Source organism: Streptomyces sp. KL2, assembly GCF_046529545.1.
GTDB lineage: Bacteria > Actinomycetota > Actinomycetes > Streptomycetales > Streptomycetaceae > Streptomyces > Streptomyces radiopugnans.
The window spans coordinates 5,404,934-5,419,988 of record NZ_CP127170.1; the positions used below are offsets into that span (position 1 = coordinate 5,404,934).

At 74.8% G+C, this 15,055-nt stretch carries 12 protein-coding genes; 6 read left to right on the top strand and 6 right to left on the bottom strand.

Annotated elements, in window-relative coordinates:
• Positions 1-33 precede the first annotated feature (33 nt).
• Positions 34-1,569 carry an ATP-dependent DNA ligase gene (locus QPK52_RS24335; RefSeq protein WP_410539597.1) on the bottom strand — a complete coding sequence of 512 codons (1,536 nt, stop codon included), beginning with the start codon at positions 1,567-1,569 and terminating at the stop codon, positions 34-36.
• A 137-nt stretch (positions 1,570-1,706) separates the two neighbouring features.
• On the opposite strand from QPK52_RS24335, the gene QPK52_RS24340 reads away from it, so the two are divergent.
• The 5 genes from QPK52_RS24340 to QPK52_RS24360 all read left to right on the top strand — a co-directional run bounded on the left by QPK52_RS24340 (position 1,707) and on the right by QPK52_RS24360 (position 10,483).
• Positions 1,707-2,327 (top strand): dihydrofolate reductase family protein, encoded by a 621-nt coding sequence (locus QPK52_RS24340; RefSeq protein WP_410539598.1) that lies wholly within the window; start codon positions 1,707-1,709, stop codon positions 2,325-2,327.
• 152 nt (positions 2,328-2,479) lie between these two features.
• On the top strand, positions 2,480-2,974 hold the full coding sequence (locus tag QPK52_RS24345) for a DUF6069 family protein (protein WP_410539599.1): 495 nt from the start codon (positions 2,480-2,482) through the stop codon (positions 2,972-2,974).
• Positions 2,975-3,347: 373 nt separating this feature from the next.
• Positions 3,348-7,391 (top strand): HAMP domain-containing protein, encoded by a 4,044-nt coding sequence (locus QPK52_RS24350; RefSeq protein ID WP_410539600.1) that lies wholly within the window; start codon positions 3,348-3,350, stop codon positions 7,389-7,391.
• Between the two features lie 47 nt (positions 7,392-7,438).
• A complete protein-coding gene (locus QPK52_RS24355; protein WP_410539601.1) occupies positions 7,439-10,024 on the top strand; it encodes a SpoIIE family protein phosphatase in 2,586 nt (861 codons plus the stop codon).
• A 147-nt stretch (positions 10,025-10,171) separates the two neighbouring features.
• A complete protein-coding gene (locus QPK52_RS24360; RefSeq protein WP_093659608.1) occupies positions 10,172-10,483 on the top strand; it encodes a hypothetical protein in 312 nt (103 codons plus the stop codon).
• A gap of 55 nt (positions 10,484-10,538) precedes the next feature.
• On the opposite strand, the gene QPK52_RS24365 is transcribed toward QPK52_RS24360, so the two are convergent.
• The 5 genes from QPK52_RS24365 to QPK52_RS24385 all read right to left on the bottom strand — a co-directional run bounded on the left by QPK52_RS24365 (position 10,539) and on the right by QPK52_RS24385 (position 13,872).
• The gene (locus QPK52_RS24365) at positions 10,539-11,417 is read right to left on the bottom strand and encodes a biotin-dependent carboxyltransferase family protein (protein ID WP_410539602.1); all 879 of its coding nucleotides are present in this window, start codon (positions 11,415-11,417) and stop codon (positions 10,539-10,541) included.
• The gene (locus QPK52_RS24370; RefSeq protein WP_410539603.1) at positions 11,414-12,037 is read right to left on the bottom strand and encodes a 5-oxoprolinase subunit B family protein; all 624 of its coding nucleotides are present in this window, start codon (positions 12,035-12,037) and stop codon (positions 11,414-11,416) included. Before QPK52_RS24370 ends, QPK52_RS24365 begins: the two co-directional genes overlap by 4 nt.
• Positions 12,034-12,789 carry a LamB/YcsF family protein gene (locus QPK52_RS24375; RefSeq protein WP_410540462.1) on the bottom strand — a complete coding sequence of 252 codons (756 nt, stop codon included), beginning with the start codon at positions 12,787-12,789 and terminating at the stop codon, positions 12,034-12,036. The genes QPK52_RS24370 and QPK52_RS24375 overlap by 4 nt, the downstream gene beginning before the upstream one ends.
• Before the next feature lie 129 nt (positions 12,790-12,918).
• Positions 12,919-13,263, bottom strand: coding sequence for a DUF1232 domain-containing protein (locus tag QPK52_RS24380; RefSeq protein WP_410539604.1), 345 nt, complete (start codon positions 13,261-13,263; stop codon positions 12,919-12,921).
• Positions 13,264-13,356: 93 nt separating this feature from the next.
• Positions 13,357-13,872, bottom strand: coding sequence for a metallophosphoesterase family protein (locus QPK52_RS24385; RefSeq protein WP_410539605.1), 516 nt, complete (start codon positions 13,870-13,872; stop codon positions 13,357-13,359).
• Positions 13,873-14,032: 160 nt separating this feature from the next.
• Between QPK52_RS24385 and QPK52_RS24390 the strand changes: the two genes are divergently transcribed.
• The gene (locus tag QPK52_RS24390; protein ID WP_410539606.1) at positions 14,033-15,031 is read left to right on the top strand and encodes a Gfo/Idh/MocA family protein; all 999 of its coding nucleotides are present in this window, start codon (positions 14,033-14,035) and stop codon (positions 15,029-15,031) included.
• Positions 15,032-15,055 lie beyond the last annotated feature (24 nt).

Sequence of the window (15,055 nt, forward strand, 5' to 3'; positions counted from 1 at the left end):
GTTACGTGGGGGCGGCCCGTGGCGCGGGAGCACTCACCCGGCCAGGGCGAGCACCGTCTCCACGGTGTCCGCCTCCGCCGCCGTCTTGTCCTCCCGGTAGCGCAGCACCCGGGCGAACCGCAGCGTCACCCCCTCCGGGTAGCGGGGGGAGCGCTGCACCCCGTCGAAGGCGACCTCCACCACCAGCTCCGGCCGAACCGTCACCGTGGACCCGTCGTCCTCCACCGCCAGTTCGCGCAGCCGCCCGGTCTGCCAGGCCAGCAGGGCGTCGGTCAGGCCCTTGAAGGTCTTGCCGAGCATCGCGAAGGAGCCGTCCGCCCGGCGCGCGCCCAGATGGAGGTTGGAAAGCCTCCCCGCGCGCCGCCCGTGCCCCCACTCGGCCGCCAGCACCACCAGGTCCAGGGTGTGCACCGGCTTCACCTTCAGCCAGGACCCCCCGCGCCGCCCCGCGCCGTACGCGGAGTCCAGGGCCTTGAGCATCACGCCCTCGTGGCCGCGGACCAGCACCTCGTCGGCGAACTCCCGCGCCGCGGCACGGGCCCGCTCGTCCCGCGGATCCTCGACGACCGTGCGCAGCACCCGCATCGGCCCGGGCACCACCCGGGCCAGTTCCGCGTGCCGCCGGGCCGCCGGCAGCTCCAGCAGGTCGCGGCCGTCGACCGACAGCAGGTCGAAGAAGACGGGCGACAGCGGCAGCGACGCCCGCGCCCGCTCCACGTCCAGCCGCGACCCGACCCGGCCGGCCACCTCCTGGAAGGGCCTGGGCCGGCCGTCCTCGCCCAGGGCGATGACCTCGCCGTCGAGGACCGCCCGCCCGGCCCGCAGCTCCCGGGCGGCGGCCACCACCTCCGGGAGGCGGCCGGTGATCTCGTCCAGGGTGCGGGTGAAGACCCGCACCTCCGGGCCGTCGCGGTGCACCTGGACGCGGATGCCGTCGAGCTTCTCCTCCACCGCGCACGGCCCGAGCCGGTCCAGCGCCTCGTCCACGCTCCCGGCGGTCTGCGCGAGCATCGGCAGCACCGGCCGTCCCACGTCCAGGCGGAAGTCCGCCAGCGCGCCGGGGCCGCGGGCGAGCAGGGCCTGAGCCACCCGTCCCAGCGAACCGCCGACCATCACCGCCCGCCGCACCCCGGCCGGCTCCGCGCCCACCGCCGCCGCCAGGCCCTCGACGGCGAACGCGTCCAGGGCCCCCTGCCGCAGCTCGCCGCCGATCAGCCGGACGAGGAAGCGCTGCTCCTCGCCGGTTGCGGCGGACAGCAGCCCGTGCAGCAGCCGTCCGCGTTCGGCCTGCGCGCCCCGGCCCGAGACGGCGGCGATCGCCTCCAGGGCCCGGTGCACGTCCGCCACCGACAGCGACGGCGCGTCCGCCGGGGGGACGGCCCGGCTCAGCGCCTTCCAGCCGATCCCGGTCCTGCGCTGGGGGAGCCTGCCCGCCAGATAGGTCACGACGACCGGGACCTCCTCGGGCCCGGCCGCGCGGAACAGCCCGGCGAGCAGGACGACCTTCTCCGTACGCGAGGAGGTCCCGGCGACCTGGTCGGAGATCCGGGCGACTTCGGCCAGCAGCATGCCCCCATCCTCACCCGGACGGCCGTCACCGGCGCAGAACGGCGCGCGGAAGGGGAGACGCACCGGGACCGATGACTTCCGGCGCACCGGCGGGTCCGTACCCGTGAGACCGAGCGGAGAGGAAGAGGAGGAGGACGATGGCGAAAGTGACGCTGACGGAGTTCCTGACCCTGGACGGGGTCGTGCAGGCGCCCGGAGGCCCCGACGAGGACCGCGACGGCGGGTTCGAGCACGGCGGCTGGCTGGTCCCCTACGCCGACGAGGACATGGGGCGGTTCGTCGACGAGGGCTTCCGGTCCGCGGACGCCTTCCTGCTGGGCCGCAGGACGTACCAGATCTTCGCCGCCTACTGGCCGCGCGTCACCGACGCGGACAACCTGGTGGCGAACAGGCTCAACACCCTGCCCAAGTACGTCGCCTCCCGGACGCTGGACGGCGTCGGGTGGCACAACTCCACGCTGCTGAGGGGCGACGCGGTACGGGAGGTCGCCGCGCTCAAGGAGCGGCTGGAGGGCGAACTGCAGATCCACGGCAGCGGGAACCTGGCGCGGAGCCTGATGGCACACGGCCTCATCGACGAGTACCGCCTGCTGACCTACCCCGTCATCCTGGGCGGCGGCAAGCGACTGTTCGACGGCGGGGCCGTGCCGGCCGCGCTGGAGCGCACCGGTGGCAGGACGACCTCCACCGGAGTGGCGATCAACACCTACCGGGTGGCGGGGCCGCCCGGCCACGGCTCGTTCGAGCTGGAGGAGTGAGAGAGGGAGCGGGCGCGCCGGGTGGTGGAGGCGCGGCCCCCACCACCCGGCGTTCACCTCGCGCGGCGGCCGTCGCGGCCGCCGCGCGAGGTGAACGCCGGGCCGTTACGGGTATCCGCGAGAGAGTCGACCTCAACGCAGCGAGGTGACCCATGACAGGTCCGGACCCCTACGGCCGGTACCCCTCTCACGGCGACCGGCGGGAACCGGCGCCGGCGCGGATCGCTGCGGGACGGCTGTGGGCCACCGGTGCGGCGACCGCCGCCGTCGCCGCCCTCGCAGCCGTGGTCACCACACTCCTGATCCGCGGTGTCCTCGGAGTCCCCGTCTTCGCCCCGAACCGGGCGGGCGCGTGGGGGGACGCCACCACCGGCCACCTCGCCGTCCTCGCCGCCGCCGCGGCCCTGGCGGCCACGGCCCTGCTGCACCTGCTGCTGGTGGCCACGCCCCGGCCGGGCCGGTTCTTCACCTGGATCGTGCTCCTGGTGACCGCCGCGATGATGCTGCTCCCCTTCACCACCGGCATCGCCACCGAGTCGAAGTTCGGCACGGCCGCCGTCGCCCTGGTGACAGGGCTGACCATCGTCAGCCTGCTGTCCTCGGCAGTCCCCTCGGTGATCGACGACCGGGACCGGTTCTCCGGCTGAGGCGGCGGCCCCTCCGCCTCCCGCCCGCGGTGCCGGAGCGCAGGTCCACGTCGTCCACGCGGCCGGCCGCCGGGTCGCGGGGGAGAGGGGCGCCGGCCGTTCCCCGACGGAACGGCGGCCGCCGGGGGGAGCCTGCGCGCACCGCCATGCCGCCCGCGCACTCAACTTCTGACATGTACGCCGGTGTTCTCAAAGACGGAGATTCGGTGACCGTCCCGGGGTGGGGTAATCTCGGCGTGTCTGCACGTTTGTCGGATGACAAGCGTGACGGCTTGTGAACGTGGTGTGAGCACACCGCCTGCCCGCCCGGGTGCGACCGGGGGAGCACGGCACGTGATGAACCCGGTGGCGGACGAGCGGAGCGATGGCGGACATGGCTGACACCACGGTTGGCGAGCCGCGCCCGGCGGGGCGCGGCAGGACCACCCGGAGCCGGAGCACCGGCAGCAAGGCGGGGGAGCAGGAGCTGAGGCAGCTCCTGGCCGGCCTGACAGCCGTCCGGGACGGCGACTTCGGCACCCGGCTGCCGGACGGCGCCGACGGAGTCCTCGGCGAGATCGCCACGGTATTCAACGGCATGGTGGACCAGCTGTCGCTGTTCACCTCCGAGGTGACCCGCGTCTCCCGCGAGGTCGGCAGCGAAGGGCGCCTCGGCGGCCAGGCCCAGGTGCCCGGAGCCGGCGGAGCCTGGCGCGACCTGACCGACTCGGTCAACTTCATGGCCGGCAACCTCACCGCCCAGGTGCGCTCCATCGCCCAGGTGACCACCGCGGTCGCCAAGGGCGACCTCTCCCAGAAGATCCGGGTGGACGCGCGCGGGGAGATCCTGGAGCTGAAGGAGACCATCAACACGATGGTCGACCAGCTCTCGGGCTTCGCGGACGAGGTCACGCGGGTGGCGCGCGAGGTGGGCACCGAGGGCAAGCTCGGCGGCCAGGCGGACGTCAAGGGCGTCTCCGGCACCTGGCGCGACCTGACCGACTCGGTCAACTTCATGGCCGGGAACCTGACCGGTCAGGTGCGCTCCATCGCCCAGGTGGCCACCGCGGTCGCCGAGGGCGACCTCTCCCAGAAGATCCGGGTGGACGCGCGCGGGGAGATCCTGGAGCTGAAGGAGACCATCAACACGATGGTCGACCAGCTCTCGGCGTTCGCGGACGAGGTCACGCGGGTGGCGCGCGAGGTGGGCACCGAGGGCAAGCTCGGCGGCCAGGCCGCGGTGCGCGGCGCCTCCGGCACCTGGAAGGACCTGACCGACTCCGTCAACGTGATGGCCTCCAACCTGACCGGTCAGGTGCGCTCCATCGCCCAGGTGGCCACCGCCGTCGCGCGAGGCGACCTGTCGCAGAAGATCACCGTCGAGGCCAAGGGCGAGGTCGCGGCCCTCGCCGACGTCATCAACACGATGGTCGACACGCTCTCGGCGTTCGCCGACGAGGTCACGCGGGTGGCGCGCGAGGTGGGCACCGAGGGCATCCTCGGCGGCCAGGCACGGGTGCCGGGCGTCGCGGGCACCTGGAAGGACCTGACCGACAACGTCAACTCGATGGCCAACAACCTGACCGGGCAGGTCCGCAACATCGCCCAGGTCACCACCGCCGTCGCCCAGGGCGACCTCACCCGCAAGATCGACGTGGACGCGCGCGGGGAGATCCTGGAGCTGAAGACCACCATCAACACGATGGTCGACCAGCTCTCCGCCTTCGCCGCGGAGGTCACCAGGGTGGCCCGCGAGGTCGGCAGCGAGGGACGCCTGGGCGGCCAGGCCGAGGTCGAGGGCGTCTCCGGCACCTGGAAGCGCCTGACGGAGAACGTCAACGAGCTGGCCGGGAACCTCACCCGCCAGGTCCGCGCCATCGCCGAGGTCACCAGCGCCGTCGCCGAGGGCGATCTGACCCGCTCGATCACCGTGGACGCCTCCGGCGAGGTCGCCGACCTCAAGGACAACGTCAACTTCATGGTGCAGTCCCTGCGCGAGACCACCCGGGCCAACCAGGAGCAGGACTGGCTCAAGACCAACCTGGCCCGCATCTCGGGCCTGATGCAGGGCCACCGCGACCTCGCCGTCGTCGCCGAGCTGATCATGGACGAGCTGACCCCGCTCGTCGGCGCCCAGTACGGCGCCTTCTACCTCGCCGAGGACGACGAGGAGGGCACCGAGCTGCGCCTGGTCGGTTCCTACGGCCACCCCGCGGCGGCCGACGGCGCCGAGCCGCCGCGCTTCAGGCTCGGCCAGTCCCTGGTCGGCCAGGCCGCCCGCAGCCGCCGCACCATCACCGTCGACGACCTGCCCTCCGGCTACGTCACCGTCGCCTCGGGCCTGGGCGCCACCGACCCCACCAGCCTGATCGTGCTGCCGATCACCGCGGAGGACCAGGTGCTCGGCGTCATAGAGCTGGCCTCGGTCACCCCCTTCACCGCGCTCCACCAGGACTTCCTCGGCCGGCTCATGGAGACCGTCGGCGTCAACGTCAACACCATCGTCGCCAACGCCCGCACCGACGAGCTGCTGGCCGAGTCCCAGCGCCTGGCCGCCGAGCTCCAGGAGCGCTCCGAGGAGCTCCAGGTCCAGCAGGACGAACTCCAGCGCTCCAACGCGGAGCTGGAGGAGAAGGCCGCCCTCCTGGCCTCCCAGAACCGCGACATCGAGACCAAGAACCTGGAGATCGAGCAGGCGAGGCAGGAGCTGGAGGACCGCGCCCAGCAGCTGGCGCTGGCCTCGAAGTACAAGTCGGAGTTCCTGGCCAACATGAGCCACGAGCTGCGCACCCCGCTCAACAGCCTGCTGATCCTCGCCCAGCTCCTGGCGCAGAACCCGACCCGCAACCTCACCCCCAAGCAGGTCGAGTACGCGGGCATCATCCACTCCGCCGGCTCCGACCTGCTCCAGCTGATCAACGACATCCTGGACCTGTCCAAGGTCGAGGCCGGCAAGATGGACATCAACCCCGAGCGCGTCCCGCTGCGCGGCCTGCTGGACTACGTCGAGGCCACCTTCCGGCCGCTCACCACCCAGAAGAGCCTCGGATTCACCATCACCACCGCGCCCGGCGTCCCCGTCGACCTGTTCACCGACGACTCCCGGCTGCGGCAGGTACTGCGCAATCTGCTGTCCAACGCGGTGAAGTTCACCGAGTCCGGCGGCGTGGCCCTGAGGATCGAGCCGGTCGCCCCGGACGAACTGCCCTCCACCGTCCGGCTGCACGGCTCGGCCGTCGCCTTCCGGGTGGAGGACACCGGCATCGGCATCCCCGAGCAGCAGCTGGAGACCATCTTCGGCGCCTTCCAGCAGGCCGACGGGACCACCAGCCGCAAGTACGGCGGCACCGGCCTGGGCCTGTCCATCAGCCGTGAGATCGCCTATCTGCTGGGCGGCGCCATCACCGCCGAGAGCGTCCCCGGGCAGGGCAGCACCTTCACCCTCTACCTGCCCGTGGCACGGCCCGACTTCACCGCCGCGCCGAACGCCGTCCAGCAGACCGCGGCCCAGGGGGAGGAGACCGGGCCCGCCGTCACCGAGGAGCCGCCCGCCGAGCCGCCGCGGCCGCAGAAGCGGCGGCTGCTGGTGATCGAGGACCGCCCCCGCGGCCTGCTCTCCCTGGTCGCGGAGAACGCCGTGGCGGACCTGGCCGAGAGCGCCCGGGACATGGACGACCCGCGCGGCCCCGTGGAGGTCGTCACCGCGGTCGGGGCGCAGGAGGCCGCCGCCGCGCTCGCCGCGGAGGCCTGCCACTGCGTGGTGCTCCAGCTCGACATGGCGGACGGGACGGCCATGGGCTTCCTGGAGGCCATGGACGGCGACACGGCCCTGCGCCGGGTCCCGGTCCTCGCGCACAACAACCGGCGTCTGGACCCCGAACAGGAGCGGGCACTGCGCTCCCGCACCGGCAGCCGGCCGATGGAACTGCTCTCCAGCCTGGACGAGCTGCGCGAACGCATCGCGCTGCACCTGACCGCCGAGGAGCCGGGCGACGTGCTCCCGCTGGTGCGCTCCGAGGAGACCGCCGTGCCGGCGGCCCCGCCCGAGGAGGCGGACGGTTCGCTGGCGGGCCGCACGGTGCTGGTCGTCGACGACGACGCGCGCAACGTCTACGCCCTCACCGGCATCCTGGAGCTCCACGGGATGCACGTCCTGCACGCCGACAACGGCCGCAAGGGCATCGAGACCCTCACCGGCCACCCCGGCGTCGATCTGGTGCTGATGGACGTGATGATGCCGGAGATGGACGGCTACGCCGCGACCGCGGCGATCCGTGCCATGCCCGAACACGCCCATCTGCCCGTCATCGCGGTGACGGCCAAGGCGATGCCCGGAGACCGGGAGAAGAGCATCGCCGCCGGAGCGACCGACTACGTGACCAAGCCGCTGGACGCCCGCGACCTCGTCGCGTGCATCCGCCGCTGCCTGGGCGTGTAGTCGCCGGCACCGTCCGTCAGCCGACCCCCTCCCCGAGGAGCAGCGCAGTGGAGACCCAGCGGCCGGACGAGCCCGTCCCCGAGGACGGGCCGCCGAGTGCCGCCCCGGCACGGGAGGCGTCCGCGGCACAAGCGTCCGCCGCGGACGGGTCCGTGCGGGAGGCGGCGGCCCCGGTGCCGTCCGTGCGGCAGCCGTACGAGGGCAAGGTGTACGAGCGCGGGGTGTACGACGGTGCCCCGCCGCGCGACGGCGCCGACGTCCGCGTCGGCAGGCTGGCCGCCACCGTCGAGCGGCTGCGCCGCGAGGTGCGCGAGGCCCACGCCGCGGCCGAGGGCCGCGCCCTGATCGAGATGGCCAAGGGCATCCTGGTCGAGCGGCTGGGCTGCGGTCCGGCACAGGCCGCCAGGCAGTTGGACACCCTCGCCGACCAGGCCGGACTCTCCCGTCTGGAGCTGGCCGCCGACCTCATCGACCAGGCCGCCCACGACCGGGTCACCGAGGCGGCCCGTGAGTTCCTGGCCAGGGCGGAGGGCGATGCCGAAGGCCGGAGCGGCACGGACCGGGACGGCGGCCGGGGAGGGGACGACGGGGAGGCGCCCTCGCTGTCGGTGCGGCTGCGCACCGCGGAGAGCGGCGCACTGGCCGCCGACGACACCCAGGCGGTCGCCGAGTCCCTGCTGGAGCACGCGCTGACCCCGCTGGGCGCCGTGGCGGTGGCCATCTGGGCCGCCGGCACCGACGCCTCCCTCACCCTGGCCGGCTCCGCGGGCTACGCGGCCGAGGAGGCCGCGCGCTGGCACTACGTACCGCCGGGGGTGGCCACCCTCGCCCGCCGGGCCCTCACCGAGCGCCGGCCCGTGTGGTTCGCCACTCCCGCCGAGACCGGGCTGCCCACCCTGGGCCGGCGGCAGGCGCCCGAGGGCTGCCGGGTCACGGTCCCCGCCGACAACGGCGGCCGCATCCTGGGCGTTCTGGAGATCTGCTGGCCCGGCCCGCTGGAGCCGCAGCCCCCGCAGGTCCAGCGGCAGATCGAGGCCCTGGCCGAACTGTGCGCCCACACCCTGGACAGCCGCGACGCGGGCGCCGAGGACTCCGGGGAGGCCCTCCAGGCACGCCACCCGGGCGTCTCGGAACTGGTGGACTTCGCCGACGGCCTGCTGGACCCGGCCCTGGTGCTGGTGCCCCATCTGGACGCCGAGGGCCGGCTCGCCGACTTCCGCATCCACCACGTCAGCGCCCACTTCGTCGACCCGGCGGGCCGTCCGCGCGGCGCGGTCGCAGGGGCGCTGCTGCTGGAGGCCTATCCGATGGCGATGGGCGAGAGCGGCCTGTTCGAGAAGATCGAGCACGTCCACGCCACCGGCGAGCCGTTCCGCGCCGAACGGATGGTGCTGCGCGCACTGGTCGGCCAGGTGCCGCTGACGGTGGAAGCGTCCGTCAGCATCAGCCGCCACGGCGAGAACGTCCTGCTCATCTGGCGTGTCCAGGACGAGGCGGCGCGACTGGCGAGCGTGCTCCAGCACGCCCAGCGCCTGGGCCGCATCGGCGGCTTCGAGGAGAACCTCGTCACCGGCGAGATCGTCTGGAACAGCCAGCTCTTCGCCCTCCACGGGCTGCCGCCCACCGCCGCGCCGATCCCGCTGGAGCGGCTGCCCGCCCACACCCACGCGGACGACGAGGCCGCCATCGGGCGCTTCCTGCGCACCCTGCTGCACCATCGCCGCCCCGCGTCCACGGCCTTCCGCCTCCAGCGGCCCGACGGGATCGTGCGCCACATCCGCGTGGTCGCCGAACCGGCCCTCGACGCCGAGGGCCGGCTGGTCGCGGTGCGCGGCGCCTACCAGGACGTCTCCGCGCAGCACTGGACGGAGGTCGCGCTGGGCGCCACCCGCGACCAGCTCGCCCAGACCGAGCAGCAGGCCGCCGAGCGCAACCGCATGACGCTCCAGCTCCAGCGCGCCATCATGCCGCCCACCCGGGGTCCCATCGACGCCGGAGGGCTGGACATCGCGGTGCGCTACCGCCCCGCGGAGAAGGACCATCTGGTCGGCGGCGACTGGTACGACGCCGTCGTCCTGCCCTCGGGCCAGGTGCTGCTCTCCGTCGGCGACGTGGCGGGCCACGGCATCGAGGCGGCCACCGGCATGGTCGTCCTGCGCAACGCCCTGCGCGGTCTGGCCACCACAGGGGCCGGGCCCGCGCAGATACTGGCCTGGCTCAACACCGTCGCCCACCACCTCACCGAGAACGTCACCGCCACCGCCGTCTGCGGCCTCTACGACCCGGACACCCGGACGCTGCGCTGGGCCCGGGCCGGCCATCCGCCGCCGGTCCTGGTGCGCCGGGGGGAGGCCGTCACGCTGCCGCTGGTCGGCGGACTCCTGCTCGGCGCCATTGCGGAGGCCGGGTACGAGGAGGAGAAGCTGGTGCTGGAGACCGGCGACATGCTGCTGATGTACACCGACGGTCTCATCGAGCGCCGGGACCGCTCCCTGCAGGAGTCCCTGGACCAGCTCATGGCCCTCGCCCGGGACTCCGGCGCCACCCTGGACAAGCAGCTCGACCGCCTGCTGACCTACAGCAACTCCGACACCGACGACGACACCTGCGTCGTCGGCGTCCGGATGCGCTGACCGGGCCCGGCGGCCCGTCCCACCCGGGCCGTCCCTCCCGCGGGGCACCTTCCCGCGGGCCGCCCCTCCCGGTCCGCCGTTTCCGGCCCCGTCCACCGGGTACCTGCGCCGTGCACCCGAACGCGACACACTGCGAGGACGACGGCCATGGGCGAGAAGAACAGGCACCACGAGCAGGGCGAGGGCGAGCACGGCCACGGGGCCGAGCGCCGCACCGACCCGGCCGACCGGGGCCCCGGAGCCCACTCCGGCCGGGAGACGCGGATGGAGCACCGCGTCGTCCCCGGCACGGCGAGCGCCGCCGAGGGCTTCTCCGGCGGCGGCACCGTCGAGGGCGAACCGCTCAAGGGCGTCGAGGCCGAGGAGGACGCCTCCGGCAAGGCGCGGCGGGCGGAGGAGGACGCCTCCGGCAGGGCGGGGCGGACGGACACCGGCTCCGGCCGGGAGTCCGGAGGCTGAGCCCCGGCGCCGGGATCCCGGTGCCCGGCGCGGGGCCGCGGCGCAGCCGGTGCGCTCAGCGCCGCAGCGGAACGAAGCGCACCGGAAGCCCCGGCACCGCCTGCGCCGCCGCCGCCAGCGCCTCCTGCGGCACCACGCCGATCACCGGATAGCCGCCGGTGGTCGGATGGTCGGCGAGGAAGACGATCGGCTCACCGCCCGGCGGCACCTGCACCGCGCCCGCCACCATGCCTTCGCTGGGCAGCTCGCCCCGCACCGACCGCTCCAGGGCGGGCCCCTCGGTCCGCAGCCCGACGCGGTTGCTCTCGGCGGACACCCGGTAGACCCCGCGGGCCAGAGCGCGCAGCGCGGCCGGGGCGAACCAGTCCTCGCGCGGCCCGGGCACCAGCGGCAGCACCAGCTCGTCCGACGGCGGCCCCGGCGCGGCGGAGGCGACCGCGTCGGCCCAGGGGACGGGCCCCGGCGCCGGCCCCACCGGCAGCCGCGCCCCCTCCGACAGCGGGGCCGGGCCGAGCCCGGACAGCAGATCGGTGGAGCGGCTGCCGAGCACCGGCTCGACGTCGACGCCGCCGGCCACCGCCAGATAGCTGCGCACCCCGGCCCGCGCGGCGCCGACCTCCAGCACCGCCCCGCCCGGCACCCGTACCGCCGCTCCCCACGGCGCCGGACGGCCGTCGATCCGCACCGGGCACGGAGCGCCGGTCACCGCCGCCACCACGGCGCGGTCCGGGCGCACCGCGCACCCGGTGAGGGTGGTCTCCAGCGTCGCCGCACCGGGCGCGTTGCCCACCAGGCGGTTGGCGAGCCGGTGGGCGGGGGAGTCCAGCGCCCCCGAGCGCGGCACCCCCAGATGGGCGCGGCCCACCCTGCCCAGATCCTGCACGGTGGTCAGCGCCCCCGGCCGCAGGACCTCCAGCACCCCCGCGCCGCTCACGGCACCGCCTCGAACCGCACCCGGGCGCCCGGGGCCAGCAGCGCGGCCGGCTCCCGGGAGACGTCCCACAGCACCGCGTCCGTCCGGCCGATCAACTGCCAGCCGCCGGGCGAGGTGCGCGGATACACCCCCGTGTACGCCCCGGCCAGACCCACCGAGCCCGGCGGCACCGAGGTGCGGGGGACGGTGCGGCGGGGCACGCCCAACTCCTCGGGCAGCCCGGTGAGATAGCCGAACCCGGGAGCGAAGCCGCAGAAGGCGACCCGGAACTCGGTGCGCGTGTGGATCGCCACGGCCTCCTCCTCGTCCACCCCCCACAGCGCCGCGACCCCGGCCAGATCGGGGCCGTCGTAGCGCACCGGCAGCACCACGGCGGCGGCGCCCGCCGGGGCGGTGTCGGGAAACTCCCGGTCCCGCAGCCACTCCGTCAGCGATCCCGGGTCCTCCAGGCCGTCCAGCAGGACGGTGGCCGCCGCCGGGACGATCTCCTCCACCGGCGGCAGCCCGCCGGTCTCCCGCAGCCGCACCAGCTCGGCGTGGAGGGCCTGGGCCCGCTCGGTGCTCCCCACCTCCAGCAGCAGGGCGCGCCTGCCCATGGGCAGCACCCTCGTCACCCTCATCGCGCGAACGCCTCGATCCGCACCCCGGCCTCCGCGAGGGCCTGGCGCACCCGCCGGGCGAGAGCGACGGCGCCGGGGGTGTCGCCGTGCACGCACAGCGACCTGGCGACGGCGGCCACCCGCCCGCCGTCGCCGGTGGCCACGCTCCCGTGCAGCGCGATGCCCAGGGCCTGGGAGGCCACGGCCTCCGGCTCGTGGATCACCGCCCCCGGCTCCCGCCGGGGCACCAGAGTGCCCCGCGCGGTGTAGCCGCGGTCGGCGAACGCCTCGGCGACCGCGGGCAGCCCGGCCTCCTCGGCGGCCCGCAGCAGCAGCGACCCGGGAAGCCCCAGCACCGGCAGCCCCCCGCCCGCCAGCAGCACCCCGGACACCACCGCCCGGGCCTGGACCTCGTCGTGCACCGCGCGGTTGTAGAGCGCGCCGTGCGGTTTGACGTACGCCACCCGCGCGCCCGCGGACTCGGCGAACACCCGCAGGGCGCCGATCTGGTAGGCGACCTCGTCGGCCAGCTCGTCCTCCGGGACCTCCATCGCCCGCCGCCCGAAGCCCGCCAGGTCGCGGTAGGCGACCTGGGCGCCGATCACCACCCCCCGCTCGGCCGCCTGCGCGCACACCCGGCGCATGGTGGAGGGATCCCCGGCGTGGAAGCCGCACGCGATGTTGGCGCTGCTGACGACCGAGAGCAGCGCCTCGTCGTGGGTGAGCTCCCACCGCCCGAAGCCCTCGCCCAGGTCGGCGTTGAGATCGATCACCGAGGCCGTGCCCTCCGCCGAATCCACCGGACCCACCGAATCCACCGGAGCCGCCGCCCCCTCGTCCCGCTGTGTCATGGGACGAGGGTAGTTCCGGGACGCGGCGGGCGGGGCGCGCGGACGTGCCCGTCAGCGCCGGCGGCGCGCCTCCGGGGCCTTCAGGGCCTTGGGGGGCGCCGTTTCCGCCTCCCCGGGGATCCGCCCGTACCTCCGCGCCACCGCGCCCAGGTGGTGGAGGGCGAGCAGCAGCAGGCCGACGTCGTCCAGGTACACCGGGTCCGGGAGCAGGTCGAGGGGGAAGACCGTGTAGACCAGCGCCCCCCAGAACGCGGTCCTGGCGCTCACGGGGACGTCCACGCCGCGCAGAAGCAGGTAGGTGCGCACCAGCCGCACCAGGAGGACCGCCGCGACGGCCAGCAGCGCGGCGGCCAGCACCGCGCCGGCGGCGATCAGTACGGTCTGCCAGGTCTCCAACGGACCTCCTCCCACAGGGGCCGGTGGAGTGATGATCGCCCCGGAGCCCGGCTTCAAACGTGGGCGCGCGGACCCGGTGTGCGCGCCGGGTGCTCAGCCGCGCGGCGGCAGCCGGTGCAGTTCGACCGCCTCCAGCCGCCCCGCCTCCACCACCGCCGTCAGACAGGTGCGGTACGGCTGGGAGCGGCGGTCGGTGGGCGAGCCGGGGTTGAGCAACCGCAGCGGCGTGCCGGCGGCCGTGGTGGCGGTGGTGTCCCAGGGGATGTGGCTGTGGCCGAAGACCAGGACGTCCAGATCGCCGAAGCGCTCGGCGCACCGCTTCTCCCGCCCCTGCTTCGGGCCCGTCTCGTGGACGACGCCCAGGCGCAGCCCGTCCAGCTCCGCGCGGGCCACCTCCGGGAGCCGGGCGCGCAGTTCGGGCCCGTCGTTGTTGCCGTACACCCCGATCAGGCGCCGGGAGCGCTCCTGGAGGAGGTCGAGGGTGGCGGTGTCCACCCAGTCCCCGGCGTGGACCACCACGTCCGCCTCCGCCACACGCGCCATCAGCTCCTCCGGCAGCCGTCTGGCGCGCTTGGGGATGTGGGTGTCGGACATGATCAGCACAAGCACGGTCCCACCGTAACCCGCAGGCCCCGCCGCCCCGCTCCCCGCCGCCCCGCTCCCCGCCGCCCCGCGTACACCATGCGGACAGCCCGGCCGCGCTCCGCGCGTCCGCCGTAGGGTGACCGCGACACGCCCAAGCCGGAACGGCCCGCACCCGGGGGAGCACATGACGCGCACCGACGACACGATCAGATGGGGCATCCTCGCCACGGGCGGCATAGCCGCGGCCTTCGCCCGCGACCTCGCGGCCCTGCCCGGCGGCGAGCTCCTCGCGGTCGGCTCGCGCTCGCCGCAGTCCGCCCGCCGCTTCGCCGACGAGCACGGCGCCCCGCGCGCGTACGGCAGCTGGGCCGAACTGGCCGCCGACCCGGACGTGGACGTGGTCTACGTCGCCACGCCCCACTCGGCGCACCTGGAGGCCGCCGCCGTCTGCCTGGAGGCAGGCAAGGCGGTGCTGTGCGAGAAGCCGCTCACCCTCAACCTCGCCCAGGCGCGGGAGATGGTCGAGCTGGCCCGCCGCAGGGGCGTCTTCCTGATGGAGGCCATGTGGACCTACTGCAACCCGGTGGTCCGCCGCATGCTCGAACTCGTCGCCGACGGAGCGATCGGCGAGGTGCGCTCGGTCCACGCCGACTTCGGCATCGTCGCACCCGTGGACGCCTCCCACCGCCTGCGCGATCCCCGGCTGGGCGGCGGCGCCCTGCTGGACCTGGGCGTCTACCCGGTCTCCTTCGCCCACCTCGTCCTGGGCGAACCCTCCTCCGTCGCCGCCTGGGCCCATCTGACGCCCGAGGGCGTGGACGAGACCACCGGAGTCCTGCTGGGCTACGACAGCGGGGCCGTCGCCACCCTCTCCTGCTCCATCGCCTCCGCCAGCCCCACCGTGGCGGCCGTCAGCGGCACCAGGGGGCGCATCGAGCTGCCGCACGGCTTCTTCGCCCCTGAGTCCTTCGTGCTGCACCGCGAGGGGCGCGAGGCCGAGGAGGTCAGGGTGCCGCGGGCGGAGGGCGGCACCGGCTACGGGCCCGAGGCGGCCGAGGTGATGCGCTGCCTGCGGGAGAAGGAGACGGAGTCCCCGCTGGTGCCGCTGGACGGGACGCTCGCGGTGATGGCGACGCTGGACGCCGTCCGCGAGCGTGTCGGGGTCCGCTACCCGGGCGACTGACGGCCCGCCGGGCGTCCGGCGGGC